At 31.0% G+C, this 22,575-nt stretch carries 25 protein-coding genes and 1 pseudogene; 4 read left to right on the plus strand and 22 right to left on the minus strand.

Annotated elements, in window-relative coordinates:
- Positions 1 to 417: 417 nt before the first annotated feature.
- From guaA to C3E90_RS03085, 6 genes are all read right to left on the minus strand, one after another.
- Entirely contained in the window at positions 418 to 1,947 is a 1,530-nt protein-coding gene (guaA, locus tag C3E90_RS03060) for a glutamine-hydrolyzing GMP synthase (protein ID WP_236914147.1), read from the minus strand.
- A complete protein-coding gene (gene guaB / locus C3E90_RS03065) occupies positions 1,944 to 3,395 on the minus strand; it encodes an IMP dehydrogenase (protein WP_336513001.1) in 1,452 nt (483 codons plus the stop codon). Before guaB ends, guaA begins: the two co-directional genes overlap by 4 nt.
- A gap of 181 nt (positions 3,396 to 3,576) precedes the next feature.
- Entirely contained in the window at positions 3,577 to 4,227 is a 651-nt protein-coding gene (locus C3E90_RS03070; RefSeq protein WP_236914122.1) for a TetR/AcrR family transcriptional regulator, read from the minus strand.
- A 30-nt stretch (positions 4,228 to 4,257) separates the two neighbouring features.
- Positions 4,258 to 4,980: an ABC transporter permease gene (locus C3E90_RS03075; RefSeq protein WP_236914124.1), complete on the minus strand. Its 723-nt coding sequence runs from the start codon at positions 4,978 to 4,980 to the stop codon at positions 4,258 to 4,260.
- Between the two features lie 2 nt (positions 4,981 to 4,982).
- Complete coding sequence (locus C3E90_RS03080; RefSeq protein ID WP_236914125.1) at positions 4,983 to 5,708, minus strand: fluoroquinolone export ABC transporter permease subunit; 726 nt, start codon at positions 5,706 to 5,708, stop codon at positions 4,983 to 4,985.
- Positions 5,701 to 6,555, minus strand: a complete 855-nt coding sequence (locus C3E90_RS03085) for an ABC transporter ATP-binding protein (protein WP_236914126.1) — start codon at positions 6,553 to 6,555, stop codon at positions 5,701 to 5,703. The genes C3E90_RS03080 and C3E90_RS03085 overlap by 8 nt, the downstream gene beginning before the upstream one ends.
- Before the next feature lie 281 nt (positions 6,556 to 6,836).
- Here C3E90_RS03085 and C3E90_RS03090 point away from each other — a divergent pair, with 281 nt between their 5' ends.
- A complete protein-coding gene (locus C3E90_RS03090) occupies positions 6,837 to 7,691 on the plus strand; it encodes a VOC family protein (RefSeq protein ID WP_236914127.1) in 855 nt (284 codons plus the stop codon).
- 27 nt (positions 7,692 to 7,718) lie between these two features.
- Here C3E90_RS03090 and C3E90_RS03095 read toward each other — a convergent pair whose 3' ends face one another.
- From C3E90_RS03095 to C3E90_RS03165, 15 genes and pseudogenes are all read right to left on the minus strand, one after another.
- Positions 7,719 to 8,303: a class I SAM-dependent methyltransferase gene (locus tag C3E90_RS03095; RefSeq protein ID WP_236914128.1), complete on the minus strand. Its 585-nt coding sequence runs from the start codon at positions 8,301 to 8,303 to the stop codon at positions 7,719 to 7,721.
- An 86-nt stretch (positions 8,304 to 8,389) separates the two neighbouring features.
- Positions 8,390 to 9,154, minus strand: coding sequence for an alpha/beta fold hydrolase (locus tag C3E90_RS03100; RefSeq protein WP_236914129.1), 765 nt, complete (start codon positions 9,152 to 9,154; stop codon positions 8,390 to 8,392).
- Between the two features lie 21 nt (positions 9,155 to 9,175).
- Positions 9,176 to 10,648, minus strand: a complete 1,473-nt coding sequence (locus C3E90_RS03105) for a WG repeat-containing protein (protein ID WP_236914130.1) — start codon at positions 10,646 to 10,648, stop codon at positions 9,176 to 9,178.
- A gap of 31 nt (positions 10,649 to 10,679) precedes the next feature.
- On the minus strand, positions 10,680 to 11,378 hold the full coding sequence (locus tag C3E90_RS03110; protein ID WP_236914131.1) for a M48 family metallopeptidase: 699 nt from the start codon (positions 11,376 to 11,378) through the stop codon (positions 10,680 to 10,682).
- 169 nt (positions 11,379 to 11,547) lie between these two features.
- A complete protein-coding gene (locus C3E90_RS03115) occupies positions 11,548 to 12,117 on the minus strand; it encodes a DJ-1/PfpI family protein (RefSeq protein WP_236914132.1) in 570 nt (189 codons plus the stop codon).
- Between the two features lie 87 nt (positions 12,118 to 12,204).
- Positions 12,205 to 12,822 carry a linear amide C-N hydrolase gene (locus C3E90_RS03120; RefSeq protein ID WP_236914133.1) on the minus strand — a complete coding sequence of 206 codons (618 nt, stop codon included), beginning with the start codon at positions 12,820 to 12,822 and terminating at the stop codon, positions 12,205 to 12,207.
- Positions 12,791 to 13,441 (minus strand): vWA domain-containing protein, encoded by a 651-nt coding sequence (locus tag C3E90_RS03125; RefSeq protein WP_236914134.1) that lies wholly within the window; start codon positions 13,439 to 13,441, stop codon positions 12,791 to 12,793. The genes C3E90_RS03120 and C3E90_RS03125 overlap by 32 nt, the downstream gene beginning before the upstream one ends.
- Before the next feature lie 75 nt (positions 13,442 to 13,516).
- Positions 13,517 to 13,855 (minus strand): annotated as a pseudogene (locus C3E90_RS13560) (RNase III inhibitor); the annotation flags it as partial.
- A gap of 382 nt (positions 13,856 to 14,237) precedes the next feature.
- Positions 14,238 to 15,131: a zf-HC2 domain-containing protein gene (locus C3E90_RS03135; protein WP_236914136.1), complete on the minus strand. Its 894-nt coding sequence runs from the start codon at positions 15,129 to 15,131 to the stop codon at positions 14,238 to 14,240.
- Positions 15,131 to 15,613, minus strand: a complete 483-nt coding sequence (locus C3E90_RS03140) for an RNA polymerase sigma factor (protein WP_236914137.1) — start codon at positions 15,611 to 15,613, stop codon at positions 15,131 to 15,133. The genes C3E90_RS03135 and C3E90_RS03140 overlap by 1 nt, the downstream gene beginning before the upstream one ends.
- 421 nt (positions 15,614 to 16,034) lie before the next feature.
- Positions 16,035 to 16,952, minus strand: a complete 918-nt coding sequence (locus tag C3E90_RS03145; protein WP_236914138.1) for a hypothetical protein — start codon at positions 16,950 to 16,952, stop codon at positions 16,035 to 16,037.
- Positions 16,934 to 17,713: a hypothetical protein gene (locus tag C3E90_RS03150; RefSeq protein ID WP_236914139.1), complete on the minus strand. Its 780-nt coding sequence runs from the start codon at positions 17,711 to 17,713 to the stop codon at positions 16,934 to 16,936. Before C3E90_RS03150 ends, C3E90_RS03145 begins: the two co-directional genes overlap by 19 nt.
- Positions 17,710 to 18,201 carry a hypothetical protein gene (locus tag C3E90_RS03155; RefSeq protein ID WP_236914140.1) on the minus strand — a complete coding sequence of 164 codons (492 nt, stop codon included), beginning with the start codon at positions 18,199 to 18,201 and terminating at the stop codon, positions 17,710 to 17,712. Before C3E90_RS03155 ends, C3E90_RS03150 begins: the two co-directional genes overlap by 4 nt.
- Positions 18,185 to 18,751, minus strand: a complete 567-nt coding sequence (locus C3E90_RS03160; protein ID WP_236914141.1) for an RNA polymerase sigma factor — start codon at positions 18,749 to 18,751, stop codon at positions 18,185 to 18,187. The genes C3E90_RS03155 and C3E90_RS03160 overlap by 17 nt, the downstream gene beginning before the upstream one ends.
- A gap of 63 nt (positions 18,752 to 18,814) precedes the next feature.
- Entirely contained in the window at positions 18,815 to 19,378 is a 564-nt protein-coding gene (locus tag C3E90_RS03165) for a hypothetical protein (RefSeq protein WP_236914142.1), read from the minus strand.
- A 201-nt stretch (positions 19,379 to 19,579) separates the two neighbouring features.
- On the opposite strand from C3E90_RS03165, the gene C3E90_RS03170 reads away from it, so the two are divergent.
- Complete coding sequence (locus C3E90_RS03170) at positions 19,580 to 20,257, plus strand: CPBP family intramembrane glutamic endopeptidase (protein ID WP_236914143.1); 678 nt, start codon at positions 19,580 to 19,582, stop codon at positions 20,255 to 20,257.
- An 11-nt stretch (positions 20,258 to 20,268) separates the two neighbouring features.
- On the opposite strand, the gene C3E90_RS03175 is transcribed toward C3E90_RS03170, so the two are convergent.
- Positions 20,269 to 20,784, minus strand: a complete 516-nt coding sequence (locus C3E90_RS03175) for a cob(I)yrinic acid a,c-diamide adenosyltransferase (RefSeq protein ID WP_236914144.1) — start codon at positions 20,782 to 20,784, stop codon at positions 20,269 to 20,271.
- 175 nt (positions 20,785 to 20,959) lie between these two features.
- Here C3E90_RS03175 and ald point away from each other — a divergent pair, with 175 nt between their 5' ends.
- Both ald and C3E90_RS03185 read left to right on the plus strand, forming a co-directional pair.
- Positions 20,960 to 22,078 carry an alanine dehydrogenase gene (gene ald / locus C3E90_RS03180; protein ID WP_236914145.1) on the plus strand — a complete coding sequence of 373 codons (1,119 nt, stop codon included), beginning with the start codon at positions 20,960 to 20,962 and terminating at the stop codon, positions 22,076 to 22,078.
- A gap of 138 nt (positions 22,079 to 22,216) precedes the next feature.
- Complete coding sequence (locus tag C3E90_RS03185; RefSeq protein ID WP_236914146.1) at positions 22,217 to 22,504, plus strand: DUF1275 family protein; 288 nt, start codon at positions 22,217 to 22,219, stop codon at positions 22,502 to 22,504.
- Positions 22,505 to 22,575 lie beyond the last annotated feature (71 nt).

Genomic DNA, 22,575 nt, shown 5'->3' on the forward strand with positions numbered 1-22,575 from the left:
ATATCTTGTATTTTTGCTTCTCATTCTGGCAACCTCCTGTTGATTATATTTTACTATAATCGTGTGTGATTGTCCAAAACGGTTAGGGGGCTAAATAGATATCAAACAATAAAAATACAATTTAAGGCTCTAGGATTAATATGTCAAAGTGAAAAAAATCGTAGTGTTAAGGATAAAAATAGATACTGGACACTCACTAACTATGGCGAATATATTATGACACAATTAATTGCTATACCAAGTAAAAGCTCTTAAAAAACTCAAAACCCTGATTCAAATTAAATTGACTCAGGGCCTTTTTATGTGTTTATTACCTGATTAAATTTTTATATTCTAGTAATAACTCCATTTTAGAAGCAAAAACTATCTAAGAACCCTATAGTTCTGTGTTTTGTTATATAGGTTCATGTATGCACACTACTCCCACTCAATCGTACTTGGCGGTTTATTTGTTATATCGTATACTACTCTATTTACACGAGGTACTTCATCGGTGATTCTAGTTGATATTTTCTGTAGTAAGTCTAAAGGTATCTGTATCCATTGAGCTGTCATACCGTCTACGCTATTTACTGCTCTTAGCCCAACTGTATAGTTATAGGTCCTTTCACCACGGGATACTCCTACAGTTTTGATATCAGGTAGTGTGGCAAAATATTGCCATATTTTTTTGTCCCAGCCTGCTTTTTTGATTTCATCTCTAAATACATAATCTGCATCCCTTAATATTTCAAGTTTTTCCTCTGTAATTTCTCCTAGAACTCTGACACCTAGTCCTGGTCCTGGGAAAGGTTGCCTACTTACAATTTCTTCTGATATTCCTAGAAGTCTACCTACTTCTCTAACTTCATCTTTGAACAATTGTCTTAAAGGCTCTATTAGTTCAAAATCTATATCCTCTGGTAATCCTCCTACATTATGGTGGCTTTTTACAGTAACCTTACCATCCATTCCAGATTCTATAACATCTGGGTAGATGGTTCCTTGAACTAAATAGTCTATACCTTCAAGTTTTTTCTGTTCTTCTTCAAATACTCTGATAAACTCTTCTCCGATAATTTTTCTCTTTTGTTCTGGGTCTGCAACACCTTTAAGTTTATTTAAGAATCTTTCCCTTGCATCTACAGATATTAGGTTCATATGAAACTCATCTCTAAATACCTTTTCCACCTGTTCTTTTTCATTCTTCCTAAGAAGGCCATGGTCAACAAAAACACATACTAGATTATCCCCAATGGCCTTATGAACCAATACTGCTGCTACAGATGAATCCACTCCTCCAGATAATGCACATAATGCTTTCCTGTTTCCTACTTGTTTCTTTATTTCATCTACACTTTCTTCTATAAATTCTTCCATATCCCATTTCTTATCACAGGTACATATTTTAAATAAAAAATTATCTATTATAATTTTGCCCTGTTGAGAAGTTTCTATCTCTGGGTGAAACTTTACCCCATAGATTTTTTTCTCTTGATTTTCAACTGCCACAAGATTTCCATTTTGCTTTGCTATTGGTTTGAAGCCTTGGGGAATAGTATTGAATACATATTCTTTATTAACCCATAGAGATACCTCATCTTCTAATCCATTAAATAAAAGACTCTCCCTATCTACATTAATGGTTTCATAATCATAGTTATGATTATTAGGTTCTGTTGCTTTGCCTCCATAAACCTGGGCCATTATATCTGCTCCATAACCTATTGACATAATGGGTATCCCCATATTAAATACTTCTTCATCCAATTTATCTATAGATACTACATCATTTGGTTCTCCACCAGAGATGATAATCCCTTCTGGTCTTTTACCTTTAATCCTTTCTATTGAATAGCTATAGGGTACTATTTCACAATATACTTTAGATTCTCTTATCCTTCTTCCTAAAAATCTACTAAACTTCCCGCCTAAATCTAAAATTAATATCAATTTTAGACCTCCTATCTTCTACTATAATTTGGAGCTTCTTTAGTAATATTTATATCATGTGGATGGTTTTCTATAAGGGAAGCACCTGTTATTTTAATAAATCTAGCCTTATCTTGTAATTCTTCAATATTTTTAGCTCCTACATATCCCATTCCAGACCTTACACCACCAATAAGCTGATAAACTACATCTCCTAAAGGTCCTCTATAAGGGACTCTACCCTCTACTCCTTCTGGTACTAATTTTTTAGTATCTTCTTGAAAATATCTATCCTTGCTGCCAGATTGCATAGCCCCTATTGAGCCCATACCTCTATAAACTTTGAATCTTCTACCTTCATATAATTCTTCTTCTCCTGGGCTTTCTTTAGTACCAGCAAATAAGGAACCTATCATAACTATATTGGCTCCTGCAGCTATGGCTTTAGTTATATCTCCTGAGTATTTAATTCCTCCATCAGCGATAACCGGTATGCCATATTCCTTTGCAGCTTTAGCACAATTAATAATAGCAGTTATTTGAGGTACTCCAATACCAGTGACTACCCTTGTTGTACAAATAGACCCGGGACCTATGCCTACTTTAATGGCATCAGCACCAGCTTTGATTAAATCTACAGTAGCTTCAGCTGTAGCTACATTTCCTGCAACTACTTGTAAATCTGGATATTCTAACTTAATCCTCTTAACCGCTTCAAGTACTCCAAAAGAATGACCATGAGCAGTATCCACTACCACAATATCTACCTTTGCATTTACTAATGCAGTAACTCTATCCATCATATCCTGGGTAACTCCTACAGCTGCTCCTGCTAATAATCTTCCTGAACTATCCCTTGCAGAATTAGGATATTCTATAGATTTTTCAATATCCTTAATAGTTATTAGACCTGCTAATTTATATTCTTCATCAACCAAAGGTAATTTTTCTATCTTGTATTTTTTCATTGTTTCAAGAGCTTCATCCATAGTAGTTTCCCTAGTACCTGTGACTAAATTTTCTTTAGTCATTACATCATCTATTTTTTTAGTTGTATCCGTTTCAAATCTAATATCCCTATTAGTTATAATTCCAACTAAAGTGCCATCCTCTTCTATTATAGGTACTCCAGATATATGATATCTTTCCATTAACTCTAAGGCATCAGAAACATCATGATGCCTTGAAAGATGAAAAGGATCTGTTATTATACCATGTTCCGATCTTTTAACTTTATCAACTTCTAAAGCTTGTTCTTCAATCCCCATATTTTTGTGGATTATGCCTATTCCACCTTCCCTTGCCATGGCAATAGCCATCTTTGATTCCGTTACAGTATCCATCCCAGCACTCATTAAAGGGATATTTAATTCTATTTTTCTAGTTAAATAAGTATTTATTTTAGTTTCCCTAGGCAACACATCTGATTTGCCAGGTAATAAAAGTACATCATCAAAAGTTAAACCTTCACCAACAAATTCCACAGAAATTCCTCCTTATCTTTTCATTATCAATAGTATACCACAATTAGAATAAATCCTTACCTGTTTATAATCATTTTTATAGATTTTGATTAATATTATTCTTTATAAATTAACAGAGTTTTGCCTTCATGTCAAGGAGTTTATATTAAAAAAAACTAACCCTAAGGCTAGTTCTTTAATCCTATTTTTCCCCTATACCATCCCGAATAAAATCCACAAGATGGTTGGCAGCTAATTCATATTCTTCCAAGCTATTGCAATTTACTATTTGTTGTAAACTCATAAATAAATAATTAATGATACTTTTTACAAATTCTTTAGGCAAGGCCTTTCTAATTTGATTTCTTTCATAAGCTCTTTCAATTAGATTACCTATATAGTCCATGCTTTGAAAACCATATTTTCTAGTAATATTGTTCAAATAATCCTTTCGCTTAATATAGTATTTCTCCATTATTTTATTATGAGTTGGCGTTCCACCATCCTTAATAAAACTTTGAGAGAACTTATTTATATTAGGGTTTTTATATGCGAATTTCATTCCCATAGTCATCAACCTTTTTAATACTTCAAATACATCATCGTTAAAATCTATAGAACCCATTCTCTCAGAAATAAATTTAAGTTTTTCTTCTGCAATTATATCTATCAAATGCATATATAAATCTTCTTTATTCTTATAGTGATAATAAAAGGTTCCTTTGCTAATGCCTGCCTCCTTCAGAATATTATTAAGGGAGGCATTCTCATAGCCTTTTTCTCCAAATTCAACCATAGCTACATTTACAAGTTCATCTCTTTTTTCAAAGGATTTTTCTTTATTCTCGTCCAATACTATCACCTCAGTGTCTTTCTACCATAATTATACTTCTACTTTCTTAGTAAATAATCTATAGGATATAATATTTAACAATACCAGATATACAATCCCAATAAAATAATATTTATAATAACTTAAATAGTGTACTCCCTCACCTCTTATAGTACTGCTAATAGATTTTGCTGCCCAAAATCCTGGAGCAAAGGAGAAAAATAGTTCTTTTTTATCTATGAAAAATAAAGCTATAATGGGAAATATCATAAATATACCAAATCCCTTCATTACAGCAAATCCTTCAATTTTATTATTGGACAGGGAGTTAATCAATAATCCGTACATGGGAGCTTCCAAAGAGGCTAAAAAAGCAATAGCCAATATGTTTTTTATAGGAATATTCCCAATATCTGAAAACCAAATAATAAACACAGTGGAAAGATATGTTAAAACCAATACTAGGAAAAACCTAAAGGATAAAAATTGATTAATACTTAGTGGAGTTACTTTTACAGATGTGAGTATATTGTCATCCCTATCCTCCAGGATGGAAAAAGCCATTATTGCTCCAAAGGATATAGGAACTATTAACATCAATATTACGACTATTAAATCTGCGTAAAATTCTAAATTAAAACCCGATTTATCAGCTATCCAAGGGAGAAGATATCTTCCAATAAATCCAAATAGAAAGGGATATATAGCCATAAATCTCGTCATAGAATCTCTACTCCATTTTTTCATTTCAGATTTTATAAAACTACTATACATAATTACTCACCACTTTCCTTAATAGCAAAATCATCAAATTTTTTCCACACTATAAAGAATAATGCCAAAGAAGCTAATATTAAATATATAATGGAAAACCAAATTTTCCATGTCTCTACTCCTCCATCAGTAGCTTGTAGTAGTATATTAGAAGGTTTAGTAGGTATTAAAAATAAAATTTTTTCAATAGTTTTGTTTTTTATTAATCCTACTTGTTCCAGTATAACTGGTGTTGCAAAAATAAAGAAGTATTTCATCATACTCATCAACATATCTGTAAAATCTTTAGTATTATAGGTCAATATAAATCCAATTAAGGAATGGAAATATGAAATCAATATGGAGGCACCTAATAATCCAAAAAAGTTTAAATTAATTTCCTTGAAAATTTTTGCATAGGCATATATAAGTACCAACGTAATAATATTGGAAACAACATTAGCAAAAATTTTAGCCAATATATACTCGGATTTACTTATAGGAGAAACGAATAATGTTTTTGTACTTCCTTCCTGTTTTTCATAGAACATGGTAGCTCCAATTAATACCATGGACATAGAGGTGGCATCGATGAATACTACTAAAGGTACCATGCCAGTTATATCATCCATGTCGGTGAAATATAATATGGCTACCCACAATAGGGCCACTAATATTCCTACTGTCAATATATTGTACCTTCTCATTCTTTGTAATTCACTAGATAACAAAGTTGTGAAATTATTCATCAGTATTCACCCCTATAACCTTGATAAATATATGGTCTAAGGTCATCTCTTTACTATGAATGGTCAATATATCCTTAGTTTTTATTATATTAATAAAGTTTTCATCTGTCTTTAAACTATCTAAATCGAAGGATTCTTTTATTACTTCTTCCTCTTCCCTATACTCTATATCAACTTTCCTCTCTCCATATTTAAGTTTTAAGTTCTTAGGGGTATCAATTTCTACAATCCTTCCATCTGCCATAAAAGCTACTCTATCACATAATTCATCTACGTCATTCATCAGATGAGTGGTCAGTAATATTGTACCACCATCTTCCTTATACTCCCTTATTATTTCCTTAATAATCCTTGCATTATAGGGGTCCAGCCCATTGGTAGGTTCATCTAAGAATAGAATTTTTGGATTGTTTAGCATAGCCCTTACAAAATTTAACCTGACCTTCATGCCTTTTGAATACTTGCCTACTATTTTGTCCTTTTCTTCGTATAATCCTACTCTTTTTAGCAAATTATCAGTGTCTATATTTGTTTTGTATAATTTTTTAAAAAAATTAATATTTTCTTCAGCTGTTAATTTTGAAAAATGGACAGGCATTTCGAAACCTACTCCTATTTCTTCATAATAAGATTGATTATAGGATTTTAAATCTTTTCCCTTGTACAAAATCTCTCCTTCATATCTTTTTAATAATTTTGTAAGAATCTTTTGGGTAGTACTCTTTCCAACACCATTTGGGCCAAGGAGCCCGAAAATTTCCCCATCTTTAATCTCAAAGGAAATTCCTTTAATAGTATTTTCCTTATTTTTAGGATACTTAAAGGTTAAATTATTGATTAGATACAAAATACCACTCCTTTCAAGTATTAAATATAAGACAAGGGGACGGTTCTTTTGTCTTATTTCGCCTTTAGACCATGTGGTCTAGACTGATAAGTCTATTTTAATATAATATGTAATTTTTGTCAATATAGTAATCTTATATTATTACTTTTATCTAAGTAATAAGGATACTTAAATATCCACAGTAAGTATAATATTCTATTTTCTATGTTGTTTTGTGAGTTTATATCTTTTTCCCTGGGTATCAATCAAATAAATAATATATTTCAAGAGGTGATAAAGTTATGTCGACTTTTCACAGGAGCCCTAACAAATATGTTAATCAGATAGTCTTAAAAGTTAAAAATTTAGATGCCTCTATTGAATTTTATGAAAAAATAATGGGGTTTAAAACCCTTGATAAGGAAAAAAGAAAAGTTAGCCTGTCAGCAGATGGGGTAAATCCTTTGATAATATTAGAACAACCGGAAAATGTTATGTCAAAAGAAATAAAGAGAACAGGGTTATACCATTTAGCATTGTTGTTGCCTAATAGGAAAGAGTTAGGAAAATTTTTAAAACATATTAAAGATATAGAATATCCACTTATGGGCGCTTCTTACCACGGAATAAGCGAAGCAATCTATCTTCAAGATATAGATCAAAATGGAATTGAAGTCTATGCTGATACTCCAACTGGTACATGGAAATGGGAGAATGATTTGCTAAAAATGCCTACTAAAAGGCTAGATTTACAAAGTCTAATGGAAGAAGCAAAGGATGAAAGATGGCAAAGTATGCCTTCTGAAGCCATAATAGGTCATATACATCTTCATGTATCTAATTTGGAGGAGTCAGAAAAGTTTTATGTGGATGGATTAGGATTTCGTGTCATCACAAAAATACCAGGACAGGCTACTTTTGTTTCAACTGGAGATTATCATCACCATATAGCATTTAATATCTGGAATGGTATAGGAATACCCCCTCCTTCTAAAGATAGTGTAGGTATAAAGTATTTCACAATAAAACTTCCAAATGAAAAAGAAAGGGATTATACAATAGATAATCTAATTAAATTAGGCTATGAAGTAAAATTTGAATACAATAATATTATTACATTTGATCCATCTAAAAATGAAATCCATTTGATAATATAATATTTAAGGAGGAGCCTAGGTTCCTCCTTAAATATTACAATGTTTCAAAATATACCAGGCAGCTTTTTTATCTACATCTATCACTCTAACATCTTTAAAATGTCTTTCCATTTCTGATTTTGCTACCTTTATAAAATTAAAGTAATCCCCATTTTCTAAGAATTCAGCTATATCCGTTATTAATGACCTATTTTGATTATAGTCATGGAATATTACTTTTTCTCTTGATACCCTACATAATTCCTTATATAATTCTTTTCTTTCTTTTGGTTTTAACCCATGCATTACATAAGATGAAACAGCCAAATCAAAACTATCATCTTCAAAAGGTAATCTTTCTCCTGGATTTATCTTTATTAATTCTACTTGAGTATCTTTCAACTTTCTTTTTGCTTGTTTTAACATTCCCGAGGATGGGTCTACACCTACTACCTCTATCCCCAAACCTTGCAAAACATAGCATAAAGCTCCTGTACCACACCCTAAATCCAATACCCTTTTATATTGAGTAATATCTACTTCCTCTTTTATCCTATTCAATATTTCGCTGTAATACCTTACCTGATGGTCAAAAAACAAGGCATATATTGGGGAAATTAAATCGAATAACATAGAATCCCTCCAGTAAATTTTCTTTAGTTTATTATACCCATTATTTCCTCTATACCCTCATTAGGTATCAGCAAATATTAATCTCTTTACAAATACTTATTAAACCAAGCTATACTCTCCTCCATCATATTGGTAGTGACAAAATGGTTTAGATTAGGATATTCAATAAATTTAATTCTATCCTCATATTTATACACTGGCTTAATTTTTTTGTAAAAAATCCTTTGGCTTTCAATGGATACTAAATCATCACTATCTCCATGTAATAGAAGTATTGGTCGGTCTTTCAATAGATTTAAATTGTGCATAGGGTCTAATTGGAATATCTTTTCTTCTATTTCTTCATCTTTAGTCATTTTAAAAATTTCCTTAAATATTTCGTTAGAATTTTCCCATCCACAGGACCCATTAAATATTACTAAAGCTTTTATACTAGGATTGTGAGTATAAACCCCTGCTGCAGTAAATCCCCCCATGGAATTTCCTATTACTCCAATTCTATCTGAATCTCCATTATATTTTAATATTATCTCATCTATTATACTTTTAGATTCCTCCAAATTGCTAAATATAGTATCCCAAAAATACTTTCTACCATCATCTATATCATAGTTCTGAAGTGGATTCCTTTCTCCATGATGGACAGCATCTGGGATTATTACCTGATACCCTACTGTAGAAAGTATGAATCCTCTCATTCGTTGTAATTCCTTATTGGAACTCCATCCATGATAAAGAATTATTGTAGGAATTAATCCCTTTCTTTCTTTAGGTCTAAACAGTATAGCTGGAATTCCTTCTATGGATATTTTTTCTTCAAGTATATAATTAGATTTTATATGATTTGCCATTTTGTTAACTCCTTTTTTATACTAAAATATTTTATTGCCTTCTTTATCAATACATATCCATTTATTCTTAAGCTTGGCAAATGCCACACCTTCCCTAACATAAGTTACTTCTTCATATTTGGGAGCTATAACTTCTTTTCCATTTTTATCTATGAAACCCCATTTGCCCTCTTCGTTAACAGCAATCAATCCTTCAGTTTCAAAGCCTGCTATTCTATCATAAGATTCTTCAGTTAGTTCTTCGCCATTTCTGTTTACAATGCTCATCTTGCCACCTATTTTTACTATAAAATTATCGTCAGGAAACTGTAATATTTCTTCATATATTGGAGGAAGAATTTCTCTGCCCATTTTATCTATAATTCCATATTTACCATCGACTTTAACCTTAGCAATTCCCCGATAGAAGAACTCTGCTTCATTGTACTTAGGTTCTATAACTATATCTCCTGAAGTGTCTATATATCCCCATTTATATCCTTCATCAGTTTTATATTCCATAGGTGCCAGGTCTTCGACAAAATGTACTATTTCTTCAAAAACCGGTTCTATTATCATTTCTCCTTGTTTGTTAATATACCCATACTTACCATTAACCCGTACCTTTGCTAGGTCATATTCATTGAATTGTCCAGCAAATTCAAAATTTGGCTCTATTATAATATTGCTTTCCTTATCAATATATCCCCATTTTTCGTCTATTTCTACAGCAGCCAATCCTTGAGAAAATGGATAAGCATCATGGAATTGTGGTTCTATTACCATTTCTCCATTAGTATTTATGAATCCCGTTTTAAATCCAATTTTTTCATGAACCTTAACAGGAGCTAATCCTTCACTAAAATTATCAATAGAAGCATATTCTATATTAGTTAATTTTTCACCATCTATACTCATTAATCCAAATTTAAATTCATTATAACTATCATCATTTTGAAACCACTTGTACTCTTTCCCAACTTTGATAATATTCACTTCCGGTTCTATAATGACCCTAACCATATCATAATCTGGTTCTACTATTATATCTCCTTCTAAATTTGCACAACCAAATAAGCTGCCTTTTTTAACAATAAATAAATTTGCCTCACGCTCTATAGAATCATAGTCAAATGGTATTATCTCTTTTCCTTTGTTGTCTACAACTCCGTATCTATTGGATTTTTTAGCTATGCATATGTCATTAGAAACTGATATTATTTCTTCATACTGCGGTTCCGCTAAGTACTTACCTGTCTTATCAATAGTTCCCCAAAATTCTCCTTCCTTTACCCATGCAACATCATTGAAAAACATAATAGAAGCCTCAGTGAACTTAGGCTCTATAGCAATTTCCCCTTCTTTATTTATGTATCCATATTTACCATTGATTTTAACTTTTGCTAGCCCTTCAAAATAAGGATTTGCTTCTTCTAAAATGATATGACTATTGCAGGAAACTAAAAATAGTAATAATAACAAAATACTTATACAGATATACACTCTTTTTCTCATAAAAAGTACCCCCTTGACATATGTAGTAGTATCAAAATATTAATCCATTTAACTCTGCTTTCAATGCCCTCCAATTGGGCATAAACTTATCCATATAAGCTACAAATCTTTCATTATGAGACCTTTCTAGTAGATGTACCATTTCGTGTACGACTATATACTCTAAACAGATAGGGTCCCTCTTTGCCAACTCTAAATTTAACCATATCCTTTTGGCAGTAGGATTACAAGTTCCCCATCTAGTTTTCATTAGTTTTACGCTGAATTCATTGACCTTTACACCCATTATAGGTTCCCATTTTTCTATTAATGGTGGAATTAACTTTTTTAATTCCTTACGATACCATTCTGTCATTACCCTTTCCCTCAAATATTTTGGGGTGTTTTCCCTAACATATAAATCCATATACTTTTTATTCCTAATCTTCACCCCTTGACGCCTTTTATTGGTATAAACCACATTTAATATATAACCCTGTCCTAAAAAATAATGGCTTTCTCCTGATACAAACTCCCTTTCAGGCTGTCTATCTTGATTTTTAAACTTCTTCTGTTGTTTCTTTATCCAGGATAATTTGGATATGGCAAATAACCTAATGGCATCATCATCCATGTTTTTTGGTGCAGATATTTTTACCTTTCCATCTGGAGGATGGACTGATAGGTGAAGGTTTTTAATATTCTTTTTGGTTAATTCTATTTCTATATCGTTAATAATTATTTTTTCCATTTAGTATCCTTTCTGTTCCTCTCCTAATGTAGTAAAAAACATAGTCTTAATGTAAAATATTTAATCCATGGGAAGCTTCATGGTCGATTATTAATAATAAGGAGAAACTTTCCCATGCTGGGTCTATTATTATATCTGATGATATTATCTCCATAAGATAAACCAAACTTTATTCTCTTAACTCTTTTATCATTGATAGTACCATTTCATCAATGCCTTCTTGGATTTCATATATATTAGAACTCTTTCTAAATGCAGGAGTATAATAAACTTGTAAATATTCATTATAGCAAAATTCATTGGCCTTAAGTGTTTTTATCTCTTCTTTCAGTAAATTGGGGTCCTTCCATGTACGAAGCAAATCTATGGCTGCACACATAGTTCCAACTGGTTTTTTCATTTGGTGAAAACTCTGAATTAAATCATAAATAACTTTAGAATCTTGATAGTTATTAATTAACCCATTACCACCTGGTATAACTAAAGCATCATAATCATTATAGTTAATTTCTTCTATGTCTTGAATTAACCCTCGCCCCATTCTAGCAGATTCAAATAATACATTCCTAACTTCACTAGATTCTTTTTTATAATGATTTACTGTAGTGAAATTTATATTTTGAGCTACAGGCAAATAGTTGATGCTATATTTATCCAGAGCATAATAAACTAAGATAACTTCTTCAATAGCTGAGCCATCTCCTAAACCACATCCTGCTAAAAGAATTAAAAATTTCATAATACCACTCCTTTGAAACTACTTGTAACAATAAGTATATTATACCATTTCCCTAACCCATGATTACATACTGTTTCTTTAACCTATTCAATTTATCGCCCCTGTAAACTTTTCTACGTTAAAATCTGTATCTAAAAAAAATGCTTGTCTTTTATCCTTGTCTTTTATGTCTTCAAACCCTAATTGATAAACCGTTGGATTAGTATTAGATTTTACAGTTAGAAGTTTATGTTTTGAATCATAAGAACAAATATATCTAGTATAAGTAGTGTGATTATACTTTTTGTTTCTAACAAACCCATTTGGCATAATCATTGCAACCATTATATTATAAAAATTAGAAAGGGCTTCTTTAGAACTATTGGATTTAACATTCATTTTAGTTAGATAAAAGGCTTTAATAGACCTAGAAATAGGATCATAACCTCCTGGCAAATCTTTAGCAGAGTTAAAATCTTCAAGATTATCTAAATCTAAAAATTGATTCAGTCTTCTAACATGAGATTTAAAACCTAGTGAATTGGTCATTACATCATATGGATTTTCATAATATATCAATTCCCCTTTTCTAGGTTCAATAACAACACATCTTTTAGTAGAATCAGCAAACATAAAAGGATAGAACTTAAAGGCCCCTGCTCTATCACACGAAACCAATTCCGTAGCTTGGTCTTTACTTTCTACTTCTATTATTATAATCTTCATCAATTTTTTCTTTCCAACTTTGGTCGATTGATTTATTTGCACGAAGATCATTGATTATTTCACATACTACTTCATAATTGAGTTTTGTACCTTCGCTGTCTGCATGATAATTAGCTGCTCTATCTTCATTTATTCCGACTTTTTGGGCTGTAGATATAGCATCAATATTTGCTCCTAGGAAAATAAACTCCCAATTATATTCTTTCTTTTGCCTTTCAATCATTTCTCTAATTTTTTCATAGGTGTATTCACGGCTGGCGTTTTCCATACCATCAGTAGTGATTACAAACATAACCTTATCAGCTTTATAGTCCTCTTTCATATGCTTCTGAGCATTATGGATTTTGTGAATAGTCTTTCCAATAGCATCTAATAATGCTGTATAGCCACCAATAAAATATTCTTTTTCCGAAATAGGCTGGATTGCTTTGATATTGATTCTATCATGTAAAAGTTCATATTCATCATCAAATAGTACTGTTGTTACAATGGCTTCACCTGGCTCATTTTGCTGTTTCCTAAGCATTGCATTATAGCCACCTATCGTATCATCTTCTAGTCCTGACATGGAGCCACTTTTGTCCAATATAAATACCAATTCAGTTATATTTTTATTCATCTTAATTCCTCCTTTAATTTATTGATTAAAGGATATCAAGTTAAAAGGTATAATTGGTCCCTTTGAAAGCGACAATTATACCCCTAATGTATTCTGGTCAAAAGCATATAATGCTTCGTTTATCTCATATATATTATAATTACCTGCTTCTATAAAATATTTAATAATTACATCAAATTTATTGCTATTGGACAATGCATATCCAGCTTTGCTTAATATATCACAGGTTTCGTCTAAATTTAACTCTAATGCAATGGCTAAGGCTATAGCTGTTATCTTACTAGGATTATAGTTATTATTACTTCGAATTTTAGAAAAAAGTCTCCTGTCTATATTTGCCTTTTTATAGGTTTCCACATCTGTCATGCCCTTCTCGTCTATAAGTCTTAATAACATTTGAGAAAAAGATTCACCTAAATTCTCCACTACATCCGCTAGACTACGCTTAACCTTTTCCTTTGGCAATTCATACACCGGTAGTTCTACACGATCTTTTAGCTTATAATGTATAATAGATTCATGTTCTTCTACATAATTATCCTCTATATATCTTTTTATCTCTATAAAAAGCTTTTTATTTAACTTACTATGAGTAGTACCTTCCGTCATAGTAGCCACCCCTTTATGTTATAATCCCTCATACCTATATATTCCATACAGATTGATTATCTCCTTCTTTTTTTCAATAAATCTATAGTCATATAAAAAGAGCAAAATATTTTGCTCTTTTTTCACAGTCTTCTACATTTATTCTATAGGCTTCCCAGTCCAGTTCAGAGATTTCCTCAAAGGGTAATCATCTTTTCTTCTTTCTTTTCCTATACAAATTAATAGCAAGCAAAAATAAACAATAAATTGGAATCATTAACAATAAAATTGCGAAGAAATCACGCTGTGCTGAATATGAAGTAGTTGTAAAACCTTTAATACAAAAATGTCCAATGATATAGGATATAGGCAATAACAAAATCTTTTCCAATACAAATCTTCTTTTGGCTTCCTTACTATACATAAAAAGTAAAATTCCAAAGAAAAATGACAGTAATATAGCTAACATAAGATAATATGCAAGAACTAATCTAGGTAAAGTAACTACCCCACCACCCCTGAGTAAATCCTTCCCATGAATTAAAATGTCCCCTGTTTCATCAGTAGAATAATAGTATACTGCTACGACATCCTTCCCATCTGGATTCAATATTATACTTTGTGCATTATTCTTAAAAATATGTTGACTCCAAATAGTGTTCCAAGTAGTTAAATGATAGACATAACCCTCCTTATTTTCTGCCACATGTCGGTTAATATCATATCCAGTTACTTCATCATCAAATTCAATAATAACTTTACCGTCCTCATATTCAGTTAAAGATATAATATCATTAGAATAAGGCAAATATTTGGGAGATGTAAGATAGGCCATACTGGTTATTACAATTACCAAAACTAAAACAATAGTTAAAGCAATTATTTGAATTCGTTCCCGAAAAAGCTTCCTTTCCGCCCTTTTAAATGGCTCTAGATTAGTATCTATTGGAATTTTCTTAGGGTTTTGAATAGCTTCCAACTGTTTTCTGCAGTCTATACATGTATTAATATGTTCTTCCACAAGAATTCGAGTATCATCGCTTATAAGCCCTTCTACATATAAAGGCAATAGATCTTCAATTACATCACATGTAATCTTCATTAATAGTCCTCCATTTCTTCTTGAATTTTTTTTCTAGCCCGGTGATAAGTGACACATGCCCAATTTTCACTTTTCCCAAATAGAGATGCTATTTGTTTGAAACTTAGCTCACTGAAGACACGCAATGAAAACACTTCTTTATATGGCTCCTTAAGTTTATGTAAAATTTCGTGGATTTTCATTGAATCCTCTTTAGATATAATTAATTGATCAATATTAAGTTCATTTGCATGATCCGATTCCTTGTCTGTAAAGATAAACTTCTTATTTTTTCGCAAATATGAAAAATAACAATTCTTTGCAATTTGGCATAACCACACTCTAATATCGCAAGTTCCCTTAAAAGTATCAATAGATTTAATAGCTTTTATAAAAGCTTCAGAAGTAATATCTTCAGCAATATGCTCATCCTTTGATAAACTCAATATATAAAGATATACATCTTGAAAATAAGCTCTATATAGGCTTTCTAATTCGGTCACTTTTTCACCTCCTATATATAGGACGCATGAACTCCAATTATCTTACAATTAATTTTAAAAAAATTTCAAAACAATCTATAGCCTTTAAATTCTAACGGTAAAATATAATATTGCAAAAAAGCATATATAATTTTTATAAAATCATTAAAGCTATTATTAGGGTTGAATTTTAAAGCCCTTGGCTTATCTATATTTCATTCTCGTATCATTATGATAACACATTCCCCATATGCGGGGTCGGAAATAACTGATAATTATTGTCGCATTTTATAGATAATGCGTCATTAATCTGGCGGTCAAAGACCGCCCCTACATATTGATAACTCCACATTGTAGGGGCGACCTGTGGTCGTCCGATTATAACCCATAATCCTACAATTGTGTATTATATAAAATAAGACAAGAGAACCGTCCCCTTGTCTTATTCCAATTCATCTACTACCACTTCATCAGAATTTAATATATTTATTTTATTATTTCCATCGCCGTAGACTAACTCACCTTTGGCATTGGAAAGTTCTTCATTGTTATTTTCTGTAATATTCCATTTTACATTTCCACCTAGCATTTCCTGGCTAACTACAGAAGCAGTTATTTTTAAATCCATATCCTTACCTAATCTAATTTTAGTTCTATTGACATTGTCTATAATCCAATCCTTATTAATACTATCTGCTATTAATTGTAAATCATTACCTCCGTTAATTTCAACCTCTCTATCTTCTGGTATTATTAAACTAAAATCATAGGGATGAACATTATAGGGTCCATTATTATTAAAGGATCTATCTGCAAAGGAAATATATAGAGTATCTCCTGATTTATTGCTCATTATATATTCATCCTTTAACAATTCTTTAGCCTTATCTTCTCTATCCGTTGTAATATCCAGTGAACCAGTAAAGCCAATTTTATTATTCTTTTCAGTCCTTAGGGTTAAACCAGAATAATTGGGAGCATTTATGACTATTTTTTGAATATCATCATCTACTTCTACCTCATTAAAGGGAATTTGATAACTAAAATTTTGGGATGACACCATTGTATTAAGCCTATCCATCATACCTGTTTCAATGAGACCATAGATTGCTAGATTTATACCAACTATGATTAATACAATGAATATGCTAAATACATCATATTTTATCTTTATATCTTCCTCTTTATACCGGTAACTATACCAAAGTATCTCTCCACCTATTAAAAACAATATAGCGGGCCAAAATTTTAATCCTAATTCCACTGCAGATACTTTATTTATTTGAGATATGAATATTAGAACTCCAAAGGCAATTAAAACAAGAGCCATTGAAATTGTTCCTACTCGTCTTTTTTGCATACTTCTTCACCATCCTCATCTACTTCTTCCTTTTTACTTTTACCTAAAAGTTTAATACCTCCAGCAATAAATATTATAGCTACTATTGAAGTTTGAATATAATTCCTTATTTGATAGGGAATCAAAGGATATAGTATACGTTCAATGACAATCAATATTCCTATACAAATAAGTCCCCAACCTATCCATTGGGATTTAATATTAGGTAAAGCAAAGGTAATTTCTTCTTTTTTAGCATCATTCTCATTAAAAGAATGTAATGCATCAAAGAAGCTGTAAAACCAAATTAAAGGTAGCACAAATAGAAATAATGATAAACCTAACCATCCCATAAAAAATATGGTGAAGAAAAAAGCTCCCATAATAGCTAATCCCTTTTTCTGATAGCCTAGGTACATATGACCTGCACCAGGTATAATGGATAAGGCCATTGTAATGGTTTTTTTATTGGATTCTTTTATTTCATAAATATTTTTGCTATTCATTTCTTTATCCCCCTCATAGTATTCAGGTGATATAAATTTTTTCTTTAAAGAAAAAGCATCTAACAATGCAACAAGCCATATTAATGGCAATGCAAAGGCTAATAATGCGAAAAGTGCATCATTATATGTGATAAATGCCAATCCTGTTACACCTGCTATTGCTCCAAAGAATACCATGAGAAATATTACAGCTCTATCGGCAAACCCTAAGTAAAAATGGGATAATCCAGGTATAAAGGACAATAGAAAAGTTATAAATTTACTTTTTTCTTTCATTTCAATTCCTCCTCACAACTAGATATTTCAAAACTATTAATAAAATTGGATGTTCTGTTAACTATCTTTATAGATATATCAGCTACTATATTAGGTGCATTTATATTATGTTTTATTGCAGTTGACATACCAACACGAGGTACCATATCTACTAATCCACTGTAAAGCCCTCCTAAAGTCAAAATTATAGCCACTGAAGCCACTGCTACATAATAAGTAAATATTTCTCTAGATCTGGTAACAGGTTTTTTTACTTTAGGCTTTGGTTTATACTGTACATTTTTAATATTATCCATTACATTAGCTGTAAAATCTAATGAAAGGGATTCTTCTGCTTTATCCACTTCTTCTTTTTCTATGAGAGAAAGAAAAATATCCATACAATCATCACATGTATATAAATGTTCTTCCATTTCTAATTGTTTTTCATCTGAAAGAACTTTTTCCTTATAGAAAATCCATTCTATACCATCATAATGTTTCATCATTTTCCTCCCTCCATTTCTCTCTTAGTAGATTACGTCCTCGATAAAGCCTTGAAGCTATTGTTTTCACAGTAGTCCCTTCTTCTCTTGCAATTTCTTCATAGGATTTTTCTTCAAAATAGAACTTTATTATTGCATCTTCATATATATTGGGTATCCTTTTACATATCCTTTGGACTCTTTCCCTTTTTTCCTTTTCTATCAATATATCCTCTGGTGTTTTATATTCCGATAGACCTTCTCTATCTACTACTATTTCAGTGTTTTCCATTACCTGTTCATTAAATTTAGCCTTCTTTTTCCTTTTCCAATCTATGGATTTATTTGTAGCAATCCTACCAATCCATCCTTTAAAATTATCAAGTTTATATTCTGGAAGGGAAATATAGATCTGTAAAAAAACTTCCTGAGCTATATTTTCAGCTTCATTATAATCCCGAATAAAATTTAAAATAATAGCAAATATATATCCTTTGTATTTATCTACTATTTTTTCAAATGCACCATTGTTGCCAGATAGAGTCTGTTCTATCAATTCCTTATCTAAATCCATACCTCCCCTCCTTTCCCATCTATTAATATAAACGTAATAAATAATAGAAGTACTGCAAAAAAACTAATAAACTTGGCAATATGATTCCATTATACTATTATATCTCTTTAAACGTCCTTCATATATTAGGTTTAATTCTTTGCATTTTCTAAAATCCCTAGGAGACACAAGAGCTGGTGGTTTAACAAATAGATATATTCCACTATTATTTAGTAATGTAGCCACAAATTGAGAGCAAAAATAATTATGTTTTCTTTCTATTGGAACATTTAATAATACACCAAATAATCCTAATAGATTGTAACCATACTTGTCCCTATTTATCTTAAACTTAAATAATTCATTTTTTAACCTCATATATTGGATATCATTAATATAATAAGAGTACAAAGCACATTTTGTCTCTGGAAATCTAGAATATGTTCCATTTATTACATCTTCCTTAACAAATCCAGCAAATATTGGGTTACAAGGGTTTAATCTACCAAAACTATATAACTCCTTAAGATTAGTATCCAATGAAATTGAAACATGAGTATAGGGTTCTTTTGTATATATATTGATACATTTTGATAATAAAGAACCGCTATGAGTAAGTAAAATATATATTACATGATTATTTGCCATATTTAATCCACCTCTAATGTTGTTTTTTTTACAACTATTTATTATAACGGAAATAAAAATAAAAGTACTGCAAAAAATGTAATAATATTTTAGCTAAAATTGTCCAGACAAAAAGAACCTAATTTAAGGTTCTATATATTTTCTATCCTATGTTATGTTATAATAGTTTGAAATATTAATAACAGCAAAGGTGGAGTATAAATGAGTAAAAAAAATAATCTCAACTTAATCTTTATAACAATTCTATCGATAATATCTATGGCTATTGTGGATTCCTATATACAACCAGGATATTTTGTAAAATCTATAATAAAAATTCTATTGTTTTTAGTTGTGCCATCTATATACTCTATCAAAAACAATAGAATAGCTTTGATTGATTTTATTAAAATTAAATCAAAAAAAGAAATTATTAAATCCTTAATACTAGGTTTAGGAGTATATTTGATAATAATAGTGGCTTATTTCATATTAAGAGGTTTTATTAATCTAGTTAATATACAAAATATATTATCAGAAAACCTTAATGTATCAAAAAAGAATTTTATCTATGTAGCTCTTTATATATCCTTTATCAATTCCTTATTAGAAGAATTCTTCTTTAGGGGATTTGTGTTTTTAAATCTTAATGAAACTATGACCCGATATAAAGCTTACTTAATAAGTGGCTTTGCTTTTTCCATTTATCATGTGGCCATATTATCCAATTGGTTTGATCCTATACTGTTTATTGTAGCATTAACTGGATTATTTATTGGTGGCATAATATTTAATTGGTTAGATGAAAAAAACAAAAACCTATATAACTCCTGGTTAGTCCATATGTTTGCTAATTTTGCCATTAATACTATAGGTCTTATGATGTATAACATTATTTAGAAATGAAATATTCAACATTCTATTCCCTTCCTAGCCTCTACTCCATTATTATAATAATGTTTTATCTCCTTCATCTCAGTTACCAAATCTGCAAATTCAATTATACTCTCCTCTGCATATCTACCTGTTATTATCACTTCTACATGAGGAGCCCTTTCTTGGAGGATTTCTATGACTTCCTTTGAAGTAAATAGTCTATAATATATGGCTATATTTAATTCGTCTAAAACCACTATATCATATTCACCTTCTTGTAATATCTTTCCGCACTTTTCTAATCCTTCTCTTGCTAATGCAATATCTTCATTAGTAGGCTCATTATAAATAAAACAATCTCTCCCAAATTGTTCTATGGTAATATTTGTTAAATATTTGTCAATTTTTAGTTCGCTATAGTCCATTCCTTTAATAAATTGACCAAAAAATACTTTCTTCCCTGCACAAATAGCTCTAATAGATAAACCCAAAGCAGCTGTTGTTTTCCCTTTCCCATTGCCAGTATATACATGAATGTAGCCTTTGCCCATTATTGTCCCTCCTATTATGTGTAAATATATATTAATTATATCATAGAAGTTAAGTCTTTTATTTTTGTTAATTTTTTCACATTTTTCCCTTTTATTTATATAACGTGCAATTTTTTACAAAATATGATAGAATATAGTACAATAGATGAATAATATTTTAAGGAGGAATGTCCCAATGATTGTTGGAGTACCGAAGGAGATAAAAGAGCAGGAAAACAGAGTGGCTATTACTCCTGCTGGCGTAGATGCTTTAGTTAGAGCTGGCCATAAAGTTGTAGTAGAAGCTAATGCAGGAATGGGAGCAGGTTTTTCTGATGAAGAATATTCTGCTCTAGGAGCAGAAATCCTACCAGAAGCTTCTAGAGTATGGAAGCAAGCAGATATGATAATTAAGGTTAAAGAACCTCTTAAATCTGAGTATAAATATTTCAGGGAAGGCCTTATCATATTTACTTACCTACATTTAGCTGCAGAAGAAGAACTGACAAAGGCTTTAGTTGATTCGGGAACTATTGCAATTGCTTATGAAACAGTTCAAAACCCAGATAGATCTCTTCCTCTACTTACTCCAATGAGTGAAGTAGCTGGCCGTATGGCAGTTCAACAAGGTTCAATCTACTTAGAAAAAACCCGTGGTGGAAAAGGCCTATTAATAGATGGTGTTCCTGGAGTACCTCCTGCTCATGTAGTTGTCGTAGGTGCAGGCATCGTAGGTACTGGTGCCATCAGAAGAGCAATTGGTCTTGGTGCTAGAGTTACAGTTCTTGATATAAATATCAATAGACTTCGATATTTAGGAGAAGTCTTCATGGGAAGATTAGAAACCTTATATTCCAACAACTATAACTTAACTCAAGCTGTAAAAACAGCAGACTTAGTAGTAGGGGCAGTTTTGATTCCAGGAGCTAAAGCACCAAAATTAGTTACTGAAGAAATGGTTAAACAAATGGAACCAGGCAGTGTCTTAGTAGATGTAGCAATTGACCAAGGTGGATGTATGGAAACAACATATCCAACTACTCATGCAGATCCAATATTTGTTAAACATGATGTAATTCATTATGCAGTAGCAAATATTCCTGGAGCTGTACCAAGGACTTCTACACTCGCTCTAACAAATGTTACTTTACCTTATGCTATTAGAATAGCAAATAAAGGATGGAGACAAGCTCTTATTGATGAGGAACCATTAAGAAAAGGTGCTAATGTATTAGAAGGAAAAATAGTTTATAAATCAGTTGCAGAAGCATTTGATATGACTTATACACCGGTAGAAGAAGTTTTAGGTATATAAATAAAACTCCCTCATTTGAAATTGAGGGAGTTTTTTACTGGATTATAATGATATGGCTGTGTCCTAGACATTTGATTTTATATCTTATATTATAAGATATATAGTTGACCAAAATTATATATGAAAGGATACATGGCTATGATTGACAAATCAAAAGTTAAATTATTAACACAAATTAATGTAGTTGGTTTTATTCTCACAACAATGGCAGGTTGGATTGATACAGTTGGAGTAAAACTTTTTTTAGATGAAAGATCTTCTTTTATGTCAGGACGTGGAGCTGCATTAGGTTACTGGGCTTTTAAGGGGGATTTGAAAGCTTTTATGAAAGTAATGTTTATAATAATAGCATTTATGATAGGAGCCTGCATTTCTACTATAATAACTAGAAAATTTGGGGAGACTGTAATAAATTTTGTGCTTTAAGTAAGTTTGATTACTCTGATCTGACAAGAAAATTTAGATTTAATTTAGATAATAATTTTTCAAATTTGATA

Source organism: Clostridium sp. Cult2, from assembly GCF_021655075.1.
Classification (GTDB): domain Bacteria; phylum Bacillota; class Clostridia; order Tissierellales; family Tepidimicrobiaceae; genus Schnuerera.